Source organism: Streptomyces sp. NBC_00440 (assembly GCF_036014215.1).
Classification (GTDB): domain Bacteria; phylum Actinomycetota; class Actinomycetes; order Streptomycetales; family Streptomycetaceae; genus Streptomyces.
In genome coordinates this window covers 4,979,743-4,998,846 of record NZ_CP107921.1, presented here as the reverse complement: position 1 = coordinate 4,998,846, position 19,104 = coordinate 4,979,743, and the positions used below count along the sequence as shown (strand labels likewise).

The window sequence follows — 19,104 nt, the reverse complement described above, 5'->3', positions numbered from 1 at the left end:
AGTCAGTTCCGGATCGCAGCCAGTTCCGGATCGCAGTCAGTTCCAGATCGCAGTCAGTTCCGGATCGCAGTCAGTTCCAGATCGCAGTCAGTTCCCGACGGCAGACGGCGGCTCAGTGCGCGGTCGAGTTCGGCGGCTGCCAGTAGCGCAGGACCGTGTCGAACCGGCTGCGGTCCCAGTCCTTGGCCGGGCCGCCCATGTAGATCGCGTACTCGGCCTGCCCGTGATCCACGTTGTACATCTGGTCTATGGCACGGCGTCGCCCCGGCTGCCCCTTGGTCTCGGTCCAGGTGAACTCCCAGAGCGCGGCGTCCTGGTCCCGGAAGTTGTTCACGTGCAGCGTGATCCGCCGGTAGTCGGGGAGCCGCTTGAGCTGCGGTTCGAGAGCCAGTTCATGCAGATACGGGGTCGCGTAGTCCGGGTCGTTGTCGATACTTATCCGAATGAAGTGGACACCGTCGTCCGGCGTGTAGTCGATTTCGTTGGAACCGTCCATCTGGCGCTTCCAGCCGTTGGGCAGAACCAGGCTGTAACCCTCGGGCTCGCTGACGCGGTGCCAGCCCTTCGGCACGCCGTCGCGCTGCTTGTTGCCGCCGCCACCGCCACCGCTACTGCCCGGTCCGCCGGAACCTGACGCCGAGCCACCACCGGAACCTGTCTGCCGGTTCTCGTACTTCATGACGCCGAAACCGACTCCGGCACCGACGATCACGGCCAGAGCCAGAACCAGTGCGCCGGTCCGCTTACGGCCACGTTTCCGTCCGGCGGGAGCCACGGCGGGCGCCCCGTCCCCGGAAGCCGGTACAGGAGCCGGCACCTGTGCCGGTGCCTGCGCCTGGGCCGGTACGGGAGCCGGTGCCTGCGTCTGGGCCGCTACCTGTGCCTGCTGCTCGGGTATCTGTTCCGGTCCGGGCGGGGCCGTCGCTGATGTCACGGGCGCACCGGAGGAGCTGATCCGGCTCGTGGGCGTCGCGTCCTGGAGCATCCCCTCGGACACCAGCTGCGTCGGGACGTACGCCTCTGCCTGCCGGGGCTTGCGCCCCTCCATCGCATCGAGCAGCATGCGCTCCACCTCGGCGGGCCCCGGCCGTTCGGCGGGGTCCTTGCGCAGCAGTCCGGTGATGACCGGAGTGAGCGGCCCCGCCCTGGTGAGCTTCGGCGGCTCGTCGTTCACGACGGCCTGGAGCGTGGAGATCGGCGATGTGCGGCGGAACGGCGAGCGCTCCTCGACGGCGGTGAAGAGCGTGGCGCCCAGCGACCAGAGGTCGGAGGCGGGGCCGGGAGCCTCGCCGTAGACCCGCTCCGGCGCGAGGTAGTCGATGGAACCGACGATCTCGCCGGTCCGGGTGATCTCCGAGTCGCCCTCGATGGCGGCGATACCGAAGTCGGTGATGAGGACACGGCCGTCGTGGGCGAGCAGGACATTGCCCGGCTTCACATCCCGGTGGAGCACCCCCGCCGCGTGCGCGGCGCGCAGAGCTCCCAGAACGTGCAGTCCCACCCGGGCGGCCTCACGGGGGTCGAGCGCCCCCGATTCCTTGACCGCGTCGGCAAGTGAGGGACCGTCGATGTATTCCATGACGATCCACGGCCGGTCGTCGAACTCGATGACGTCATGAACCGTCACGACCCCGGGATGGTTGATGCGCGCCGCGGCGCGCGCCTCCTTCTGCGTTCTCGCGTGCAGTACGGCCCGGTCGGCCTCCGACACATACAGACCGGCCGTCAGTTCCTTGACGGCGACGGTCCGGTGCAGCACCTCGTCGTGAGCCCGCCAGACCTTGCCCATGCCGCCGCGACCGATGAGTTCGCCCAGCCGATAACGACCGGCGAGCACCAAGTCCGCGCTGTGAGTGTGTTCCACGTGCCCCTGTCCGTTCCCTCGACTGCCAGATTACGGACGGACATTCAGTCGTGGAACCTCGGGGCGCGCCGTGATACCGCACTGTGACGGGAATCGCCCAGTCCGCTCACGTCACCGTTCGGTAGGTGGCAACGGCCTGTTCATAGATTTCGGTGACCTTGTCCCGCTGCGCTTCGGGGCCGATGACCTGCACGATGTGGTAGCGCCCTGCGATAATCATGGCCACATTGCGGACGTACACCTCGCGTCCGCTGCCGTCCTGCCAGGTGAACTGCCCTTCGGCCATGGCCTGCTTGCCGACGTCGATGCGGCGCAGCCCGGAAGCGGACGACCACGTGGAGTCACGGAACGGTTTGAGTTCCCGCTCCTTGTCGCGCTGGTACGCCATGGGATCGGCGCCTTCGTCCTTGACGCTGTCGCGGCCGGGAACGACGACGAGCTCGAAGTCGCCGCCGAGAAAGCGCACCTGGTCGGCGTCGTTGACGGGACGGCGCTCCCAGTCCTTGGCCACCGCCACCTGAAACCCCTCGGGATCCTTGCGGATGGCGTAACCGGCCGCCGGTCCACCGCTGTCGGGCTCCGTACCCTGCGGCGACTGGGGCGTCCCGGCCGACCCGGGCTGCTGGGACTGTCCGGACCCGCCGGACACCGGCGAGTTCGGCTGCCCGGACGCGGAGGCGGTCGGCACCGACGCGGGCGCACCGGTGTTGCCGTGCCCGGAGTCGTCGGCCTTCGGCATGAACTTCAGCGCGTACACGAGGGCGGCGACCAGGACGACCAGGATGACGACGAGCAGGGTCCGGCCCAGGGAGCGCGGCTTCGCGTCCGGCCCGGGACGGCGGCCCGCCGGTTCGGACCAGTCGGGCGGGCCCGCCGCCACAGAGTGCACCGGCTGCACCGACTGCGCGGACTGCACCGGTCGCGCGGATCCGGCCGGGCCCTGCTCTCTCCGGCGGCCGCCCTTCCGCTGCTGGCGGTGACGGCCGTGGACGCCATCACCGCCGGAGGTGCGACGACGCCGCCGGACGAGCTCGCCCCTGCGCCGTACGATCGGCAGCCGCGTGGCGTCGACCGGCGGGACGGGGACGATCCCCTGCCCGGCGTCGGGCTCCGGCGCCGACCGCACCAGCGAGCGCAGCCAGCCGCGCAGTTCCTCTATGTCCGGCCGCTCCGTGGGGTCCTGACGCAGCAGCGACTCGACCACGGGCCGCAGCGGGCCACACTCCTCCGCGAACGCGGGAGGTTCGGCGCACACCAGCTGGACGAGTTCGGCGGCGCTCTCCTCCGGGTACGGGGCGTGGCCCTGGACGGCCCGGAAGAGCAGCGCCCCCAGCGCCCACAGATCGGTGGCGGGCCCGACCGGGGCGGCCAGCTGCCAGTTGCCGTGGACGGGGCCCGCCTGCTCGGGCGCCCACCGTTCGGTGACGGCGCCCACGACGGTGATACGCGCCTGCCGGGCCCGCTCGGCGGCGAGCGCCGTCCCGGGCCCCCGGCGTGCGGGCGCCGCGGACCCCGCCGAGTCCTCATCCCACCCGTCCGGCACGGCAACGGCCGCACGGGGGCCGGGGGTGCCGGGGGCGTGGGCGGTCCGGTCGTGGGGCTGCTGGTGAGCGGCCCGGTCGTGGGCGCTGTACTGGTTGGTGCTCTGCCCGTGAGCGCTCTGCCCGTGGGCACCGTGCTCATGGACACTGTGCTCGGGGGCACTGTGCTCGGGGGCACCGGGCAGGCCGTCGGCCTCCCGGTCCTGGGCGCTCCGGCTCCGTGCTGCCCGTTCCTGAGCCTCCCGTTCCTGAGCCTCCCGGTCGTGGGCACCGCGCAGGTCGTCGGCGCGCATGCCCTCCCCGGCGCCGGAACGCGACTGTGCTCCGTGCCGGAACCCGGCCGGTTCCTGCCGCCCTGGCTGCGAAGACCCGGACGCCGGTCGCTGGACCGGAAAGGCCCCGGCGTCGGTCCCCTGCTCGTTCCCGCTGACACGTGCCGCAGCCCGTGCACCCGCACGGTAGGCGGCGATGGCACCGGCCCGGGCGGCACGGACGTCCCCCGCCGAAACCCCGCCGCCACCGCTGGCGGCGGGCAGTCCGGGCTCCGGACCTGCGGCACCGGGCGCGTCCTGCAGCTGGTCGTACATCTGCCCGCCCGGCTGCCCGCGCCGCTCGTCCTGGGTGTAGCCGGGCGGCAGCGCAGGCCCGGCCGGAAGCGCCTGCTCGGCACCCGGCCGCAAGTCTCCACTGACCCGGCCCAACTCCCCGCCGGCCGGCCCACCCACAGCCCCCGGCGCATCCACCCCGTACGGCCCCTCAGTCCCGTACGCGTACGCCCCGCCCGCCCCGTGCGAATCCTCTGCCCCGTGCGAATCCCCCGCCCCGTGCGAATCCTCCGCCCCGTACGGCTCCTCTGCCTCGTACGCCCCACCCGCCCCGTACGGCCCCTCCGCCCCATCCACTTCTGGCGCGGCCGGAGAATCGAACCCGAGGTCCCCGCCCGCTTCAACGCCTGGCTGCGATAACTCCGCGGCCGGCACCGGGTCGTAACCGCACAGCGCCTCCTCCGCCGCTCCTGCCGCCAGCCCGGTCAGGACCACCCGGCCGTCGTCGCAGACCAGTACGGTCCGGGCGGTGATGTTGCGGTGGGTCCACCCATGGGCGTGCAGCACGCGCAGAGCAGTGAGCACGTCGGAGGCGATCTCCGCCGCGCGGTACGGGTTCAGGGGGCGCTCGGCGAGCATCGCGGCCAGCGGGGTGGCTTCGACGAGTTCGCTCACCACCCAGAGCGATCCGCCCTCCGCGAAGACATCGAAGACCTGGTCCAGCCGGGGGTGGTCGGGAATCTGCGCCGCGGACTGCGCCGCCTCCATGGCCCGCCGCACAGCGGGTTCGGCAGGCCTGCGAGTGGTACGGGCCGACGCGCGCCGCGCCTGGGAAACCCCGGCGCCCGGCCCGCCGTCCGACCGGCCGTCCGATCCCCCGTGCAATCCCCCGGCCGGCCCGCCGCCGAAGCCCGTCCCCGCGCCGCTCTCATCGAGCATCTCCGCGTCCACGACCTCAGGCAGCGGCACCTGCCGGACGAGGACTTCCTGCCCGCTGTAGGTGTCGAACGCGCGGATCTCCGCAGGCTCGAACTCGTCGCCGGGCAGCAGCGGAAGGCGGTAGCGGTCGGCAAGGACCCTTCCCGCGTACTCGTCCACGACGCCTCCCCGGAGCGCGCTGTTCCCTGGTCTCAGGGACCACATCAAGCCGTATCGATCAACATCGACCCGTATTAATCCGTGTTAATCCGCATCAATCCGTCAAATACGGTCGATTACAGGCCTATTGCGGCTGCGTACGGTCCGCGTCCTCTCACAATACGTGTCCTGGGTCACTTCTTGGGAGCGAACGTCTTGAACGCCGTATTACGCAGAGTGGTGCAGTCGTCGCCGTTCCAGTCGCTCGCCTTGCAGGTGATCATGATGGAGTAGCCGCGCTGGGCGTCCACCTTGAATCCCCGGTTCAGCACCCGGACCCGCTGGCCGTTCTGGTCACGCTCGAACGACCAGTCAGCGACGGTCGGATAGCCGTTGTACTCGACCTTGTGTATGCCGAGGTGCTTGTAACCGCCGACGCTGGCCGACAGCCCACCGACCGCTGCCTGCCAGGCGGCGGCCGCGTCGTCCTTGGGCGAGTCGTTGAAGTCGATCTGGACGCGCGGGAAGCCACCCCTGGACTTGTTGTAGATCCCACCCGAGCTCACACCCGCTATGGCTGTGCGGTGGAACCCGGCGGGCATGGCCATCGTGAAGCGGAACCTACCGTCCGTCACCTTCTTGTACCCGCTGGGCAGTGCGTCGGCGGCAGGCTGTGTGGACGCCTTGCCGTCGGGCGATGGCGACGCGTTCTCGCCGCCCTTCCCCTTGCCCTGATCGTCGTTCTTCCCCTGGTCGCCCGTCTTCCCCTTGTCCGTTCCCTTGCCGTCGTTCTTGCTGTCGCCCCCGGCCGTCGCACCACTCGAAGCGCTCTTGTCACCCTTGGACTTGCTCTGATTACCCTTGTCCCCGGGCCCGTTGAGAGCGAAGGCGAGGACCGTTCCGAGCACCGCGAGTGCGACAACGGCCGCGATTATCACCAGGGTGCGGCGCGGTACGACATCGGTGAGCGGTGCCCTGACCCGGGCGGGCGGCCCGCCCGGCGCGGTGGCCGGCTTGGCCGGAGCGGACTCGGACCTGGCGTTCCGTACGGAGTTCAGCGCGCTGCGCACCCGGTCGGCCGCAGCGGTGTCCCTGACCTTCTGAGGCCTGGGCGTCTTGGCGGGCCTGGGCTCCTTGGCCGGCTTGGGCGCCCTGACGGGCTTCGCGGGTCTGGACTCCGGGGCGTCCCCGGGCTCGTCGGGAACCGGCGGCAGCGGCACGACCCGCGTCGCGTCGGCCGCGACCGGCTCGGCAGCGGCTTCCGGCTCCGGAGCGTGGATCACGTCGTTCAGCAGGCGGCGGGCGCCCGCGTCGTCGAGGCGCTGGTCCGGGTCCTTGGCGAGCAGACCGTAGATGACCTCCGACAGGGCTCCCGCGTTCTTCGGCGGGTCCACCGGTTCGGTCATCACCGCGGTCAGGGTCGCGATGGCCGACCCCTTGTCGTACGGCGGCACGCCCTCGGTGCTCGCGTACAGCAGCCCGCCCAGCGACCACAGGTCGGCCGGCGGGCCGGGCTTGTGGCCGCGGGCCCGCTCGGGCGAGATGTACGAGGGCGCGCCGACCAGCATCCCGGTCGAGGTCACCGACGGGTCGCCCTCGACCTGGGCGATCCCGAAGTCGGTCAGCACGACCCGGCCGTCCTCGGCGATCAGCACATTGGACGGCTTCACATCGCGGTGCAGGATGCCCTCACGGTGCGCGAGGCGCAGCACATCGAGAATGGCGAGGCCCACCTCGGCCGCGCGTACCGGCGTGAGGACGCCTTTCTCCCGTACCAACTCGGCCAGCGAGCAGCCCTCGACGAGCTCCATGACGATCCACGGCCGGTCGTCCTCGTCGACCACGTCGTAGACAGTGACCGCTCCGTTGTTACGGATCCGGGCAATCGCCTTGGCCTCGCGCAGCGTACGCGTCACGAGTCTGCGCTTCTCGTCCTCGTCGATGGCCGAGGGGAAACGCAGTTCCTTCACCGCGACGGTGCGGCCGAGCGTCTCGTCCACAGCCCGCCAGACGGTGCCCATGCCGCCCTTGCCGAGCACACCCCCGAGCCGGTACCGCCCAGCCAGGAGGCGCCCCTCGGTGTCCTTCGCCTGCTCCGCCTCCGACATGCGTCCCCTCTGCATTCAACCCGCCCTGGCAGAGCGTCCATTGTCTCTCACTCCGGCACCGATGATGGTGCCGGGTCCGTGGGCGACCATCATGGGCCATGCGGGAGGCGTTTCCTGCCACGCCGGTGTCGCACCTGCCGCTCGCCACCGCGGCCGATCCCGGTACCGCTTGCCGGCACCACCCAGTCCCTGCCCGGAGAACCCGAGGTCAAGCAGGCGTACGGCGCCCTCCCGCTTCGTATACACCACTGCCCCCGGCCCCCGCCCTGCTCGGTCCAACTCGTCCCGGCTCGGCCTCCTACCTCGAAACGGCCGTCCCCGATGAGGAGTTCCACCTGCGCCGGCCGGGACCCGCTTCGGCCGGGACCCTGCCGAAGCAGGTCCCGACCGGCTGGGCCCCGCATCCCGGCGGCCGACCACACACCGGCGGCCGACCGCACAACCGTCCCGGCGGGACCACCCTCCCAACCGGACCACCACCCGGGCCGGCCGGCCATCCACTGCCGGAGCCCACCCCGGCCCCGACCCCACCCGCTCACCCGCTCACTCCCCCACCTACCGGCTCACCGACTCCCCCACTCACCCCAGTTGCTCATTCCAGCGGCACGATGTCCGGCGCCCCCAGCCGCGCGGCGTCCGCCGTCAGGTCGTCCGGCTGGCGCTGGGACTCCCGTTCTGCCTCGACCCGCTTCTCGTAGTGCTCGATCTCCGCCTCGACGCGGTTCTTGTCCCAGCCCAGCACCTTGGCCATCAGCTCGGCGGCCTCCCGTGCGCTGCGCGTGCCCCGGTCGAACGTCTCGATCGAGATGCGCGTGCGCCGGGTGAGTACGTCGTCCAGGTGCCTGGCCCCCTCGTGCGAAGCCGCGTAGACGACCTCCGCCCGCAGGTAGTCGTCGGCGCCCCCGAGCGGTTCACCCAGCGACGGGTCCTCGGTGATGAGGTCGAGGATCTCCTGGGTCATCGCACCGAAGCGGTTCAGCAGGTGTTCCACCCGGGCCACATGCAGACCCGTCCGCTTGGCGATGCGCGCCCGCGCGTTCCACAGGGCGTTGTACCCCTCGGCGCCGATCAGCGGCACATTCTCCGTGACGCACTCGGCAACCCGCTGGTCCAGCCCGTGCACCGCCTCGTCCACCGCGTCCTTCGCCATCACACGGTAGGTCGTGTACTTGCCGCCCGCGACGACCACGAGCCCCGGAACCGGATGCGCCACCGTGTGCTCCCGCGAGAGCTTGCTGGTCGCGTCGGACTCCCCGGCCAGCAGGGGCCGCAGGCCGGCGTACACACCCTGCACGTCGTCGCGCGTCAGCGGCACGGCGAGCACCGAGTTGACGTGTTCGAGCAGGTAGTCGATGTCGGCGCTGGACGCGGCCGGATGCGCCTTGTCGAGGTCCCAGTCGGTGTCCGTGGTTCCCACGATCCAGTGGCGCCCCCACGGGATCACGAACAGCACCGACTTCTCGGTCCGCAGGATGAGCCCGGTCGTCGAGTGGATCCGGTCCTTCGGTACGACCAGATGGATCCCCTTCGACGCCCGCACATGGAACTGCCCGCGCTCGGCGATCAGCCCCTGGGTGTCGTCGGTCCACACCCCTGTGGCGTTGACGACCTGCTTGGCGCGGATCTCGTACTCGCCACCGCCCTCGACGTCCTGCACCCGCGCGCCGACGACCCGCTCGCCCTCCCGGAGGAAGCCGGTCACCTTCGCCCGGTTCGCCACCAGTGCCCCGTAGCTCGCGGCCGTCCGCGCCAGCGTCGCCACATAGCGCGCGTCGTCCATCTGCGCGTCGTAGTACTGCAGGGCGCCGACCAGTGCGTCCTTCTTCAGCGCCGGCGCGACCCGCAGCGCGTGCTTACGTGTCAGATGCCGGTGCATCGGGAGCCCGCGGCCGTGTCCCGAGGAGACCGACATGGCGTCGTACAGCGCGACACCGGAGCCCGCGTACCAACGCTCCCAGCCCTTGTGCTGCAGGGGGTAGAGGAAAGGCACCGGCTTCACCAAGTGGGGTGCCAGCCGCTCAAGAAGCAGCCCGCGCTCCTTCAGCGCCTCCCGTACGAGTGCGAAGTCGAGCATCTCCAGATAGCGCAGGCCGCCATGGATGAGCTTGCTCGACCTGCTCGACGTGCCCGATGCCCAGTCCCTCGCTTCGACCAGGCCCGTCACCAGCCCGCGCGTCGCGGCATCCAGCGCCGTCCCCGCGCCGACCACACCGCCCCCCACGACCAGTACGTCCAGTTCACGCTCGGCCATCCCGGCGAGCGCCTGTGCGCGCTCCTCGGGCCCCAGTGTCGCTGTCCTCACTGCTGCCTCCCGTTGATCAGGCCGCCGAAGCGGTGTCCGGTGCACCCTCGATTCTGTCCGCGATCTCCCACTTCAGCCACCGCCTGTGGACAACACACGGACACCCAGGCCCGCCCAATACCGCAAATCGGTCATATTTACTCCTAACCTGACATTGCGCTGTCCACAGGACTTGCGCACTCGTCCCCCTCCGGCTATTGGGAAGGACGGATCACCCATGCCCGCAGATCTCGCCGTGATCGGACTCGGCCACCTCGGCCTGCCGCTCGCCCAGGCCGCCGTCGCCACCGGTCTCGTAACCATCGGTTACGACACCGACCCGCGCCGTCTGCTGCAACTCGCCGCCGGCCACACCCCCGTCGACGGCTCCCTCAGCGCGGCCGACATCCGCCGGATGCTCTCGGGGGGCTTCCGGCCCGTCACCGATCCGGCCGAACTGGGCCGGGTCCGTACCGCCGTCATCTGCGCGCCCACCCCACTGGGCGAGGACCGGGCACTCGACCTGGCACCGGTCACCGACGCGACCCGCGCACTCGCCGCCAGGCTCCGCCCGCACACCACGGTCATCATCGAATCGGCCGTCTACCCCGGCACCACTGAGGAAATCCTGCGCCCCCTGCTGGAGGAGGGCTCAGGGCTGCGGGCCGGCCGGGACTTCCACCTCGCGTACTCCCCCAGCCGCCTCGACCCCGGCAACCGGACCCACCCGTACGCGGCGACCCCCAAGGTCATCGGCGGACTGACCCCCGCCTGCACCGAATCCGCTGCCGCGTTCTACGGCCGGTTGAGTGACAAGGTCGTACGGGCACGCGGCCCCCGCGAGGCCGAAATGACCAAACTGCTCGAAACCAACTACCGGCACGTCAACATCGCTCTGGTCAACGAGATGGCCGTGCTCTGCCACGAGCTGGGCGTCGACCTCTGGGACGTCATCCGCTGCGCCGAGACGAAACCCTTCGGCTTCCAGCCCTTCCGGCCCGGTCCCGGTGTCGGCGGCCACGGCGTCCCCGTCGACACCGCGGGCCCCCCGCACACCGTCCGCCCGCTGCGCATGGTCGAACTCGCCCAGCAGGTCAACGACCGGATGCCGCAGTACGTCATCCAGCGCTGCGCCACCCTCCTCAACGAACACGGCAAATCGGCGCGCGGCGCCCGCGTGCTGCTCCTCGGCGTCACCTACAAACCCGACCTCGCCGACCAGCAGAACTCCCCGGCAGGCGAGATCGCCCGCCGACTGATGGACCTGGGCGCGTCGGTCAGCTACCACGACCCGTACGTCCCGGACTGGCGCATCCGCGATGTGCCGGTGCCCCGCGCGGACTCCCTCTACGAGGCGGCGGCGGGAGCGGACCTGACGGTGCTGCTCCAGCACCACCGCACGTACGACCTCCAGGGCCTCGCGGTGAAGGCCCAACTCCTGCTGGACACCAGGGGAGCCACCCCGGTGGGAGCCGCCCACCGGCTGTGACGGCGCAAGCCGGCTGTGACGGCCCAGCCGGCTGCGTAGGCCGACTGACTGGGCAGGCGAACGGGCCGACTGCTCAAGCCGGTCGGCCGTCCGTGAAGACCATGCGCGGACATCACGGGTGGACATCACGGGTGGACGTCGTGTGTGAATGTCACGGGTGGATGTCGGCGCGGACTGCTAGCGTGCGGCGTTCGCTTCTCGCACAGCCGTGCGTATTTGTCCCAGGGGGGGACCACCATGACCCAGCCCGTGCCACCGCCCCAGCCACCGGACCCGTCCTCGTACCGGCCGCCGGACTTCGGCTTCCCGATGGCTCCGCAGGCCGCCCCGCCGAAGGTCAACATCGCGGGTGGCATCGTGACCGCCGTGATCACCGCTCTGGTGGTGGGCGCGGCATACGGGGGCATCCTCGGCGCCACCAAGCACGAGTTCGGTTACGCGGCCGTCGCCGTGGGATTCATCATCGGCTTCGCCGCGGGCAAGGTGGGCGGCGACCATGTCGGACTCGCGGCCGTGGGGGCCGTCCTGTCGCTGGCATCCGTCTACTTCGGGCAACTGCTCGGCGAGGCGATCATCGCGTCCAAGCAGCTCCCGGTCTCCGTCCCTGAGCTGTTCTTCCAGCACTTCGGCCTGCTCAACGACGCCTGGCGGGCCGATGCGGACTTCCTCAGCTACCTCTTCATCGCGATCGCCGCGGGGGCGTCCTTCGCGGGCATGAAGCGGGCCCTCTGATGACAACGGCCGGGGGGACACAACCGTCCTCGGCACCCAGCACGAAGCCCGGACCGCAGCTGCGGTCCGGGCCTGTGTTTGCGGGTCCTGTGTTACGGCGCGACGCGTGCGATACCAGCCCGGTACCGCCCGTCCGCTCGGCGTCAGCGCTTGTGCTGGGCGTCAGCGCTTGTGCTGAGCGTCCGCCACCGTCACCTCGACGCGCTGGAACTCCTTGAGCTCGCTGTACCCCGTCGTCGCCATCGAGCGGCGCAGCGCCCCGAAGAAGTTCATCGAACCGTCCGGGATGTGCGAGGGGCCGGCGAGGACCTCCTCGGTGGTGCCGACGATGCCCAGGTCCACCAGCTTGCCGCGCGGCACGTCCTCGTGGACGGCCTCCATGCCCCAGTGGTGGCCCTTGCCGGGCGCGTCCGACGCGCGGGCGAGCGGCGAGCCGATCATGACCGAGTCCGCGCCGCAGGCGATGGCCTTCGGCAGGTCGCCCGACCAGCCGACGCCACCGTCCGCGATGACGTGCACATAGCGGCCGCCGGACTCGTCCATGTAGTCGCGGCGGGCCGCGGCCACATCGGCGACCGCGGTCGCCATCGGGACCTGGATGCCCAGCACGTTGCGCGTGGTGTGCGCGGCGCCGCCGCCGAAGCCGACGAGTACGCCCGCCGCTCCGGTACGCATCAGGTGCAGCGCGGCGGTGTACGTCGCACAGCCGCCGACGATGACCGGCACGTCCAGCTCGTAGATGAACTGCTTCAGGTTCAGCGGCTCGGCGGCACCGGAGACGTGCTCGGCGGAGACCGTCGTACCGCGGATGACGAAGATGTCGACGCCCGCGTCCACGACCGCCTTGGAGAACTGGGCGGTGCGCTGCGGGGACAGCGCGGCGGCGGTGACCACGCCCGAGTCGCGCACCTCCTTGATCCGCAGGCCGATCAGGTCCTCCTGGATCGGGGCCGCGTAGATCTCCTGGAGGCGCCGCGTCGCGGTCTCCTCGTCGAGCCCGGCAATCTCGTCGAGCAGCGGCTGCGGGTCCTCGTACCGCGTCCACAGACCTTCGAGGTTCAGGACTCCGAGGCCGCCCATCTCACCGATGCGAATGGCGGTCTGCGGGGACACGACCGAGTCCATCGGAGCGGCCAGGAACGGCAGCTCGAATCGGTAGGCATCGATCTGCCAGGCGATCGAGACCTCCTTCGGGTCCCGGGTGCGCCGGCTCGGCACGATGGCGATGTCGTCGAACGCGTACGCCCTGCGGCCGCGCTTGCCGCGCCCGATCTCGATCTCAGTCACGATGTGTGGCCTTTCCCTCTACGTCTGCCGTTCCAGTATCCCCGACGCGCGCGCGGAAGCCCGCGGGCCGTCCGGCCCGCGGGCTTCCGCGGTGGTACGTACGCCTCAGCGCCGTGCGTAGTTCGGCGCCTCGACGGTCATCTGGATGTCGTGCGGGTGGCTCTCCTTGAGCCCCGCCGACGTGATCCGGACGAACCGGCCCTTGCTCTCCATCTCGTCGACGCTGGCCGCACCGACATACCCCATCGTCTGGCGCAGACCGCCGACGAGCTGGTGCAGGACGTTGCCCAGCGGGCCCCGGTAAGGCACCTGGCCCTCGATGCCCTCGGGCACGAGCTTGTCGTCGGACGCCACATCGGCCTGGAAGTAGCGGTCCTTCGAGTACGAGCGGGCCTGGCCGCGCGTCTGCATCGCGCCGAGCGAGCCCATGCCTCGGTACGACTTGAACTGCTTGCCGTTGATGAACAGCAGCTCACCGGGCGACTCCTCGCACCCCGCGAGCAGGCTGCCCAGCATCACGCTGTCGGCACCGGCGGCCAGCGCCTTGCCGATGTCGCCGGAGTACTGGAGGCCACCGTCGCCGATCACCGGGACGCCCGCGGCACGCGCGGCGAGCGCGGCCTCGTAGATCGCCGTGACCTGCGGGACCCCGATACCGGCGACCACGCGGGTGGTGCAGATCGAGCCGGGTCCGACGCCGACCTTGACGCCGTCCACACCCGCGTCGACCAGCGCCTGGGCGCCGTCGCGGGTGGCGACGTTCCCGCCGATGACGTCCACGGAGACGCCCGACTTGATCTTCGCCATCCAGTTCAGGGCGTTGCTGTTGTGGCCGTGCGAGGTGTCGACGATCAGGAAGTCGGCTCCGGCCTCGGCCAGCGCCTGGGCGCGGTCCAGCGCCTCCGGGCTCGCCCCGACGGCCGCGCCGACGAGCAGCCTGCCCTCGCCGTCCTTTGCCGCGTTCGGGTACTTCTCGGCCTTGACGAAGTCCTTGACCGTGATCAGGCCCTTGAGGATGCCCGCGTCGTTGACCAGCGGAAGCTTCTCGATCTTGTGCCGGCGCAGCAGCTCCATGGCGTCGGCACCGGAGATGCCGACCTTGCCGGTCACCAGCGGCATCGGGGTCATGACCTCGCGCACCTGGCGGTTCCGGTCGGACTCGAACGCCATGTCACGGTTGGTGACGATGCCGAGCAGCTTGCCCGCGGGGTCGGTCACCGGGACACCGCTGATACGGAACTTGGCGCACAGCTCGTCGGCCTCGCGCAGCGTCGCGTCGGGGTGCACCGTGATCGGGTCGGTGACCATGCCGGACTCGGAACGCTTGACCAGATCGACCTGGTTGGCCTGGTCCTCGATCGAAAGATTGCGGTGCAGAACACCGACGCCGCCCTGCCGGGCCATCGCGATGGCCATCCGGGCCTCGGTGACCTTGTCCATGGCGGCGGACAGCAGCGGGATGTTCACGGTGACGTTCCGCGAGATCCTGGACGAGGTGTCGACGGCGTTCGGGAGCACTTCAGATGCGCCCGGCAGCAGCAGCACGTCGTCGTATGTCAGCCCGAGCGTCGCGAATTTCTCGGGCACTCCGTCGACGTTTGCAGTCATGACACCTTCCCCAAATGGCCTTGATCGGTGCGGATGTCCATGCTAACGGGCCGGAGAGGCGTCTCATTCCACGATCGGCCCGATCGGGCATCCTTGGATGTTCCTACTGCCAGGAGTGGTATCGGGAGCCCGGCCCGCCGGTGGCCGTGTGCGGCTGCCGGTGCTTTGCCGAGGGCTGCCGAGCGGCGGGGGAGCGACCCGCCCGGTGGCTGCGGGGCTGGGGGCGGCTGTGACGAATGTCCCTGCGGGGGAAGGGCACCCGCGCACCGGGCCGGGAGCTTGTGTGTAGCCGTCCCTACTGGCCCGCGCTTACTGGTCCGCCGCGCCTCATGCCGGCCCGTGCCTACTGCTCGGCCAGTGCCCGCAGTCTGCTCAGTGCGCGGTGCTGAGCAACCCGTACAGCCCCCGGTGACATCCCCAGCATCTGCCCGGTCTCCTCGGCGGTCAGCCCGACGGCGACCCGCAGCACCAGCAGTTCGCGCTGGTTCTCCGGAAGGTTGGCAAGCAGTTTCCTGGCCCAGGCGGCGTCGCTGCTGAGCAGTGCGCGCTCCTCGGGGCCGAGCGAGTCGTCCGGCCGCTCGGGCATCTCGTCCGACGGCACGGCCGTGGATCCGGGATGGCGCATGGCCGCCCGCTGGAGATCAGCGACCTTGTGGGTGGCGATGGCGAAAACGAAGGCCTCGAACGGCCTGCCCGTGTCCTTGTAGCGCGGCAGCGCCATCAGGACGGCGACACAGACCTCCTGGGCGAGATCCTCCACGAAGTGGCGGGCGTCGCCGGGCAGCCGGTTCAGCCGCGTACGGCAGTAGCGCAGGGCCAGTGGGTGGACGTGCGCCAGCAGGTCGTGCGTGGCCTGCTGGTCTCCGTCGACAGCGAGGTGGACGAGCGCGCCGATGGCCCCATGGGCATTCGCAGCCTCGTCGTCGCGCATCGGTCCATGGTGCCTCGGCACCGAACCATCCGCTTCACCGCGCTCGTAGTTGTGCACTGAAGCGTTATGAGCAGGTGCGCCGGAACTCATCCGCTGCGCCCTCCCCTCCCGCTCGAACGACTCGTCCCCGAGGAACTCCACACCCTCAAGGATGCGGCATCGCGCGGGAAACAGAGTTGGGGCGTCCGCCACCCCGTCCGCCACTGAGCGGACGGGGGTCCTGCCGGTCATTCTCTAACGAACCAGGCCCCAGCGGAAACCGAGTGCCACCGCATGCGCGCGGTCCGAGGCACCGAGCTTCTTGAACAGCCGCCTGGCGTGCGTCTTCACCGTGTCCTCGGAGAGGAAGAGCTCCCTGCCGATCTCCGCGTTCGACCGGCCGTGACTCATCCCTTCGAGTACCTGGATCTCACGCGCGGTGAGCGTCGGAGCCGCGCCCATTTCGGCCGAACGGAGTCGCCGTGGGGCGAGCCGCCAGGTCGGATCGGCGAGCGCCTGCGTGACCGTCGCACGCAGTTCGGCGCGCGAGGCGTCCTTGTGCAGATAGCCGCGGGCACCGGCGGCGACCGCCAGTGCGACACCGTCCAGATCCTCGGCGACCGTCAGCATGATGATCCGGGCACCGGGGTCCGCCGAGAGGAGCCGGCGCACCGTCTCCACACCACCCAGACCGGGCATGCGTACGTCCATCAGAATCAGGTCCGAACGGTCGGCTCCCCAGCGGCGGAGGACTTCCTCGCCGTTGGCCGCCGTCGTCACACGCTCGACGCCGGGCACCGTCGCGACCGCGCGACGGAGCGCTTCTCGGGCAAGCGGGGAATCGTCGCAGACGAGGACGGATGTCATGACCGCCCTCCGCAGCTGATGCGCGTCACCTTGAGCCTCCAGGCTGGGTACGAATCGTCACCTGTGCGGTCGACGCCTCTCGGACATGTGCCCGAGCGCTTCTTGTTTCAACCGCCCACGCACTCTCAACGATGGTCACTCGAAAGAGTTACGGGCCGGACGGCCGCCTTCGACACTCTACGTGAGGGAACAGTCGCGGAGGAGAGTTCCACGCCCCATTTGTCTAGTTTGAAAGGTAATGACCCGTTCAGCTGCTTTTCTTCCATTTTGCTGGTGTCTATGACTAGATTCGTAATGAGTCATATTTACATCTACTTACATCGTGGATGTACGGTCGCGGGTGCGGTCGACATCACCGCCCCCGCCTCAGCAACGGCTTTGAGGGGACAAGCAATGGCAGATTTCTCCCGCCTTCCCGGACCCAATGCCGACCTATGGGACTGGCAGCTCCTCGCGGCCTGCCGCGGGGTGGACAGCTCGCTCTTCTTCCATCCCGAGGGCGAACGGGGCGCAGCGCGCAGCGCGCGCGAGACCTCGGCGAAAGAGGTGTGCATGCGCTGCCCGGTCCGCGCCGAGTGCGCGGCGCACGCACTTGCCGTACGCGAGCCCTACGGGGTGTGGGGCGGCCTCACCGAGGACGAACGCGAGGAGCTGATGGGGCGCGCCCGCAACCGGCTGATCACCGCGGCGACCCCGAACGGGTCCGGGCCCGCTTAGCGACTCAGCATCGGAAACCTTGAGAGGAAACGTTCCTGCACGCCCACCTCCTGCACGCTCGCCTCCTGGGGCGCCCGTGCTGTTCTGCACGCCCAGCTCCTGCGCGCCCACCCCCCTGCACGCCTACCGCCTGCCTGCGTGCCTGCCTCCTGAACACAGTGGCCGGCAGGGCAGTGGCGAGGCGAGGCGACAGCAAGGCGTTGAGGCGGCCGCGGCCGTGATCAGCGTCAGCGCGTGGCTGCCCAGGCGAGCCGGTCCAGGGTCGCCGCTACGGCGGGGACCTGGGCCAGGTCCGGAAGGGTCAGTGCGACGATCTCGCGCTGGACCGCCGGTTCCACCGATACCGTTCTGGCCCCCATGGGCCGTACGGACTCGATCGCCAGCTCCGGCAGCACAGCGACCCCGAGACCCGCACCGACCAGGCCGATGACCGCCGGGTAGTCATCCGTAGCGAAGTCGATCCGGGGTGTGAAGCCCGCGCTCTCACAGACCTCGACCAGCTGGCGGCGGCAGCGCGGGCAGCCCGCGATCCAGGACTCGTCGGCCAGGTCGCCCACGGTGATGGCATCCGCGTCGGCCAGCCGGTGCCCGTCCGGGACCAGCCCGACCATGCGGTCGGTGAGCAGGGGCCGTACGACCAGGTCGTCCCACTCGTCCGTGGCGGGCCCGTAGCGGAAGGCGAGCGCCACATCGCAGTCCCCGTCGCGCACCATCTCGACGGAGCGCGGCGGCTCCCCCTCGACCAGGGAGACCCGGGTGCCGGGGTGGGCGGCCCGCAGCGCGGCCAGGGCCGTGGGCACCAGTGTCGAACTTCCGCTGGGGAACGACACCAGCCGCACCCGGCCCGCCCGCAGCCCGGCGATGGCGGCGACCTCCTCCTCGGCGGCCGTGAGCCCGGCGAGGATCCCGCCCGCGTGGCGGACCAGGGCCTCCCCCGCCTGCGTGAGGCGCATTTCACGACCCGTACGGATCAGCAGCGTCGTGCCCGATGACGCTTCAAGGGCCTTCATCTGCTGACTGACCGCCGGCTGGGTGCAGCCCAGCTCACGGGCGGCAGCGGAGAAGGATCCGGTGGCGGCGACGGCTCGCAGGACGCGGAGATGACGGGCCTCAATCATGAAGCGAGCATAAGCGATTCTTGGGGCAGCCGCGGATTATCGCGTACCGACTATGACGAACGACGGGGTGGCGATGCGGTGACGAGGCCCGGCAGAGCAGCGGGCAGAGCACTGGACAGAGCAGTGGACAGACGCTCGGCAGCGCGTTGGGTGGAACACTGGGCCGAGCACCGCTCCCTCTCCCCCGGGGCCGGTCCTGGACAGAGACACTGTGTCAACAAGCCTCTAGCCTCTCCTCATGAGACTTCTGTCAGTGAATGTGGGGCGCGCCAGAACCGCCGCGTACACGGACGCCGCGGGTGGGCGCACCGGTGTCGACAAGCGGCCGGTCGACGGGCCCGTACGGGTTTTCCAGCCGGGCCCCAAAGGTGTTGGCGCCAGCGGGGTCGAGGGTGACTCGGTCTGCGACCTGCGCTTCCACGGCGGCAATGACCGTGCGGTGTACGCCTTCGCGCGCGAGGACCTGGACACCTGGGAGCAGGAGCTGGGGCGCCCGCTCGCCGACGGCTCGTTCGCCGAGAACCTCACCACCAGCGGTGTCGATGTGAGCGGCGCACTCATCGGTGAACGGTGGCGTATCGGCCCCGACGTCGTCCTGGAGGTCACCGGCGGTCGCATTCCCTGCCGCACTTTTCAGGGGCACGTGGGCGAGCCGGGATGGGTCAAGCGTTTCACTCTGGCCGGCGCTCCCGGAGCGCTGCTGCGCGTGATCCGGCCGGGCGCTTTCCGTGCGGGCGACCCCGTCGAAGTCGTACGCCGCCCGGAGCACGACATCACGGTGGCGCTCCTCTTCCGCGCGGCGACCATCGAGCGCGAACTGCTGCCCCGAACGCTGGTGGCGGCGGAGTGGATGGAGTCGGAGCTGCTGGGCGTCGCACGTGACTACACGGACAAGCACGGGAGTTCGGACTGACGGGCCGCCGGCCGGATGGATGGATGGACGGATCGGCTGACCGGCCG

The 19,104-nt window shown here is 70.3% G+C and carries 13 protein-coding genes; 4 read left to right on the top strand and 9 right to left on the bottom strand.

Features of this window, described 5'->3' with window-relative positions:
- Positions 1–112: 112 nt before the first annotated feature.
- From OHB13_RS22605 to OHB13_RS22590, 4 genes are all read right to left on the bottom strand, one after another.
- The gene (locus tag OHB13_RS22605; protein WP_405756036.1) at positions 113–1,837 is read right to left on the bottom strand and encodes a serine/threonine-protein kinase; all 1,725 of its coding nucleotides are present in this window, start codon (positions 1,835–1,837) and stop codon (positions 113–115) included.
- A 133-nt stretch (positions 1,838–1,970) separates the two neighbouring features.
- The gene (locus OHB13_RS22600; RefSeq protein ID WP_328378289.1) at positions 1,971–5,048 is read right to left on the bottom strand and encodes a protein kinase; all 3,078 of its coding nucleotides are present in this window, start codon (positions 5,046–5,048) and stop codon (positions 1,971–1,973) included.
- 173 nt (positions 5,049–5,221) lie between these two features.
- Positions 5,222–7,135, bottom strand: a complete 1,914-nt coding sequence (locus tag OHB13_RS22595) for a serine/threonine-protein kinase (protein ID WP_328378288.1) — start codon at positions 7,133–7,135, stop codon at positions 5,222–5,224.
- Between the two features lie 592 nt (positions 7,136–7,727).
- Positions 7,728–9,437, bottom strand: coding sequence for a glycerol-3-phosphate dehydrogenase/oxidase (locus OHB13_RS22590; RefSeq protein WP_328378287.1), 1,710 nt, complete (start codon positions 9,435–9,437; stop codon positions 7,728–7,730).
- Positions 9,438–9,654: 217 nt separating this feature from the next.
- On the opposite strand from OHB13_RS22590, the gene OHB13_RS22585 reads away from it, so the two are divergent.
- Together OHB13_RS22585 and OHB13_RS22580 are read left to right on the top strand one after the other, a co-directional pair.
- Entirely contained in the window at positions 9,655–10,905 is a 1,251-nt protein-coding gene (locus OHB13_RS22585; RefSeq protein ID WP_266854183.1) for a nucleotide sugar dehydrogenase, read from the top strand.
- Positions 10,906–11,142: 237 nt separating this feature from the next.
- Positions 11,143–11,637, top strand: coding sequence for a hypothetical protein (locus OHB13_RS22580; RefSeq protein WP_328378286.1), 495 nt, complete (start codon positions 11,143–11,145; stop codon positions 11,635–11,637).
- A gap of 162 nt (positions 11,638–11,799) precedes the next feature.
- On the opposite strand, the gene OHB13_RS22575 is transcribed toward OHB13_RS22580, so the two are convergent.
- The 4 genes from OHB13_RS22575 to OHB13_RS22560 form a co-directional block, all read right to left on the bottom strand.
- Positions 11,800–12,924, bottom strand: a complete 1,125-nt coding sequence (locus tag OHB13_RS22575) for a GuaB3 family IMP dehydrogenase-related protein (protein ID WP_266854185.1) — start codon at positions 12,922–12,924, stop codon at positions 11,800–11,802.
- Positions 12,925–13,029: 105 nt separating this feature from the next.
- Positions 13,030–14,532, bottom strand: a complete 1,503-nt coding sequence (gene guaB, locus OHB13_RS22570; protein WP_266854186.1) for an IMP dehydrogenase — start codon at positions 14,530–14,532, stop codon at positions 13,030–13,032.
- Positions 14,533–14,875: 343 nt separating this feature from the next.
- A complete protein-coding gene (locus tag OHB13_RS22565) occupies positions 14,876–15,463 on the bottom strand; it encodes a sigma-70 family RNA polymerase sigma factor (RefSeq protein ID WP_266854188.1) in 588 nt (195 codons plus the stop codon).
- Positions 15,464–15,697: 234 nt separating this feature from the next.
- A complete protein-coding gene (locus OHB13_RS22560; RefSeq protein ID WP_003948568.1) occupies positions 15,698–16,309 on the bottom strand; it encodes a response regulator transcription factor in 612 nt (203 codons plus the stop codon).
- A 393-nt stretch (positions 16,310–16,702) separates the two neighbouring features.
- Between OHB13_RS22560 and OHB13_RS22555 the strand changes: the two genes are divergently transcribed.
- On the top strand, positions 16,703–17,026 hold the full coding sequence (locus OHB13_RS22555) for a WhiB family transcriptional regulator (RefSeq protein ID WP_164262592.1): 324 nt from the start codon (positions 16,703–16,705) through the stop codon (positions 17,024–17,026).
- Positions 17,027–17,253: 227 nt separating this feature from the next.
- On the opposite strand, the gene OHB13_RS22550 is transcribed toward OHB13_RS22555, so the two are convergent.
- On the bottom strand, positions 17,254–18,144 hold the full coding sequence (locus tag OHB13_RS22550; protein WP_328378285.1) for a LysR family transcriptional regulator: 891 nt from the start codon (positions 18,142–18,144) through the stop codon (positions 17,254–17,256).
- Between the two features lie 238 nt (positions 18,145–18,382).
- On the opposite strand from OHB13_RS22550, the gene OHB13_RS22545 reads away from it, so the two are divergent.
- Positions 18,383–19,057 (top strand): MOSC domain-containing protein, encoded by a 675-nt coding sequence (locus OHB13_RS22545; protein ID WP_328378284.1) that lies wholly within the window; start codon positions 18,383–18,385, stop codon positions 19,055–19,057.
- The last annotated feature ends 47 nt before the right edge of the window (positions 19,058–19,104 follow it).

What these genes read in the sequence shown, in the direction of transcription:
- OHB13_RS22585 (WP_266854183.1), top strand. Translation starts at nt 9,655, where the DNA reads ATGCCCGCAGATCTCGCCGTGATCGGACTCGGCCACCTCGGCCTGCCG.
- OHB13_RS22545 (WP_328378284.1), top strand. Translation starts at nt 18,383, where the DNA reads ATGAGACTTCTGTCAGTGAATGTGGGGCGCGCCAGAACCGCCGCGTAC.
- OHB13_RS22560 (WP_003948568.1), bottom strand. Translation starts at nt 16,309, where the DNA reads ATGACATCCGTCCTCGTCTGCGACGATTCCCCGCTTGCCCGAGAAGCG.
- OHB13_RS22555 (WP_164262592.1), top strand. Translation starts at nt 16,703, where the DNA reads ATGGCAGATTTCTCCCGCCTTCCCGGACCCAATGCCGACCTATGGGAC.
- OHB13_RS22565 (WP_266854188.1), bottom strand. Translation starts at nt 15,463, where the DNA reads ATGCGCGACGACGAGGCTGCGAATGCCCATGGGGCCATCGGCGCGCTC.
- OHB13_RS22550 (WP_328378285.1), bottom strand. Translation starts at nt 18,144, where the DNA reads ATGATTGAGGCCCGTCATCTCCGCGTCCTGCGAGCCGTCGCCGCCACC.
- OHB13_RS22595 (WP_328378288.1), bottom strand. Translation starts at nt 7,135, where the DNA reads ATGTCGGAGGCGGAGCAGGCGAAGGACACCGAGGGGCGCCTCCTGGCT.
- guaB (WP_266854186.1), bottom strand. Translation starts at nt 14,532, where the DNA reads ATGACTGCAAACGTCGACGGAGTGCCCGAGAAATTCGCGACGCTCGGG.
- OHB13_RS22580 (WP_328378286.1), top strand. Translation starts at nt 11,143, where the DNA reads ATGACCCAGCCCGTGCCACCGCCCCAGCCACCGGACCCGTCCTCGTAC.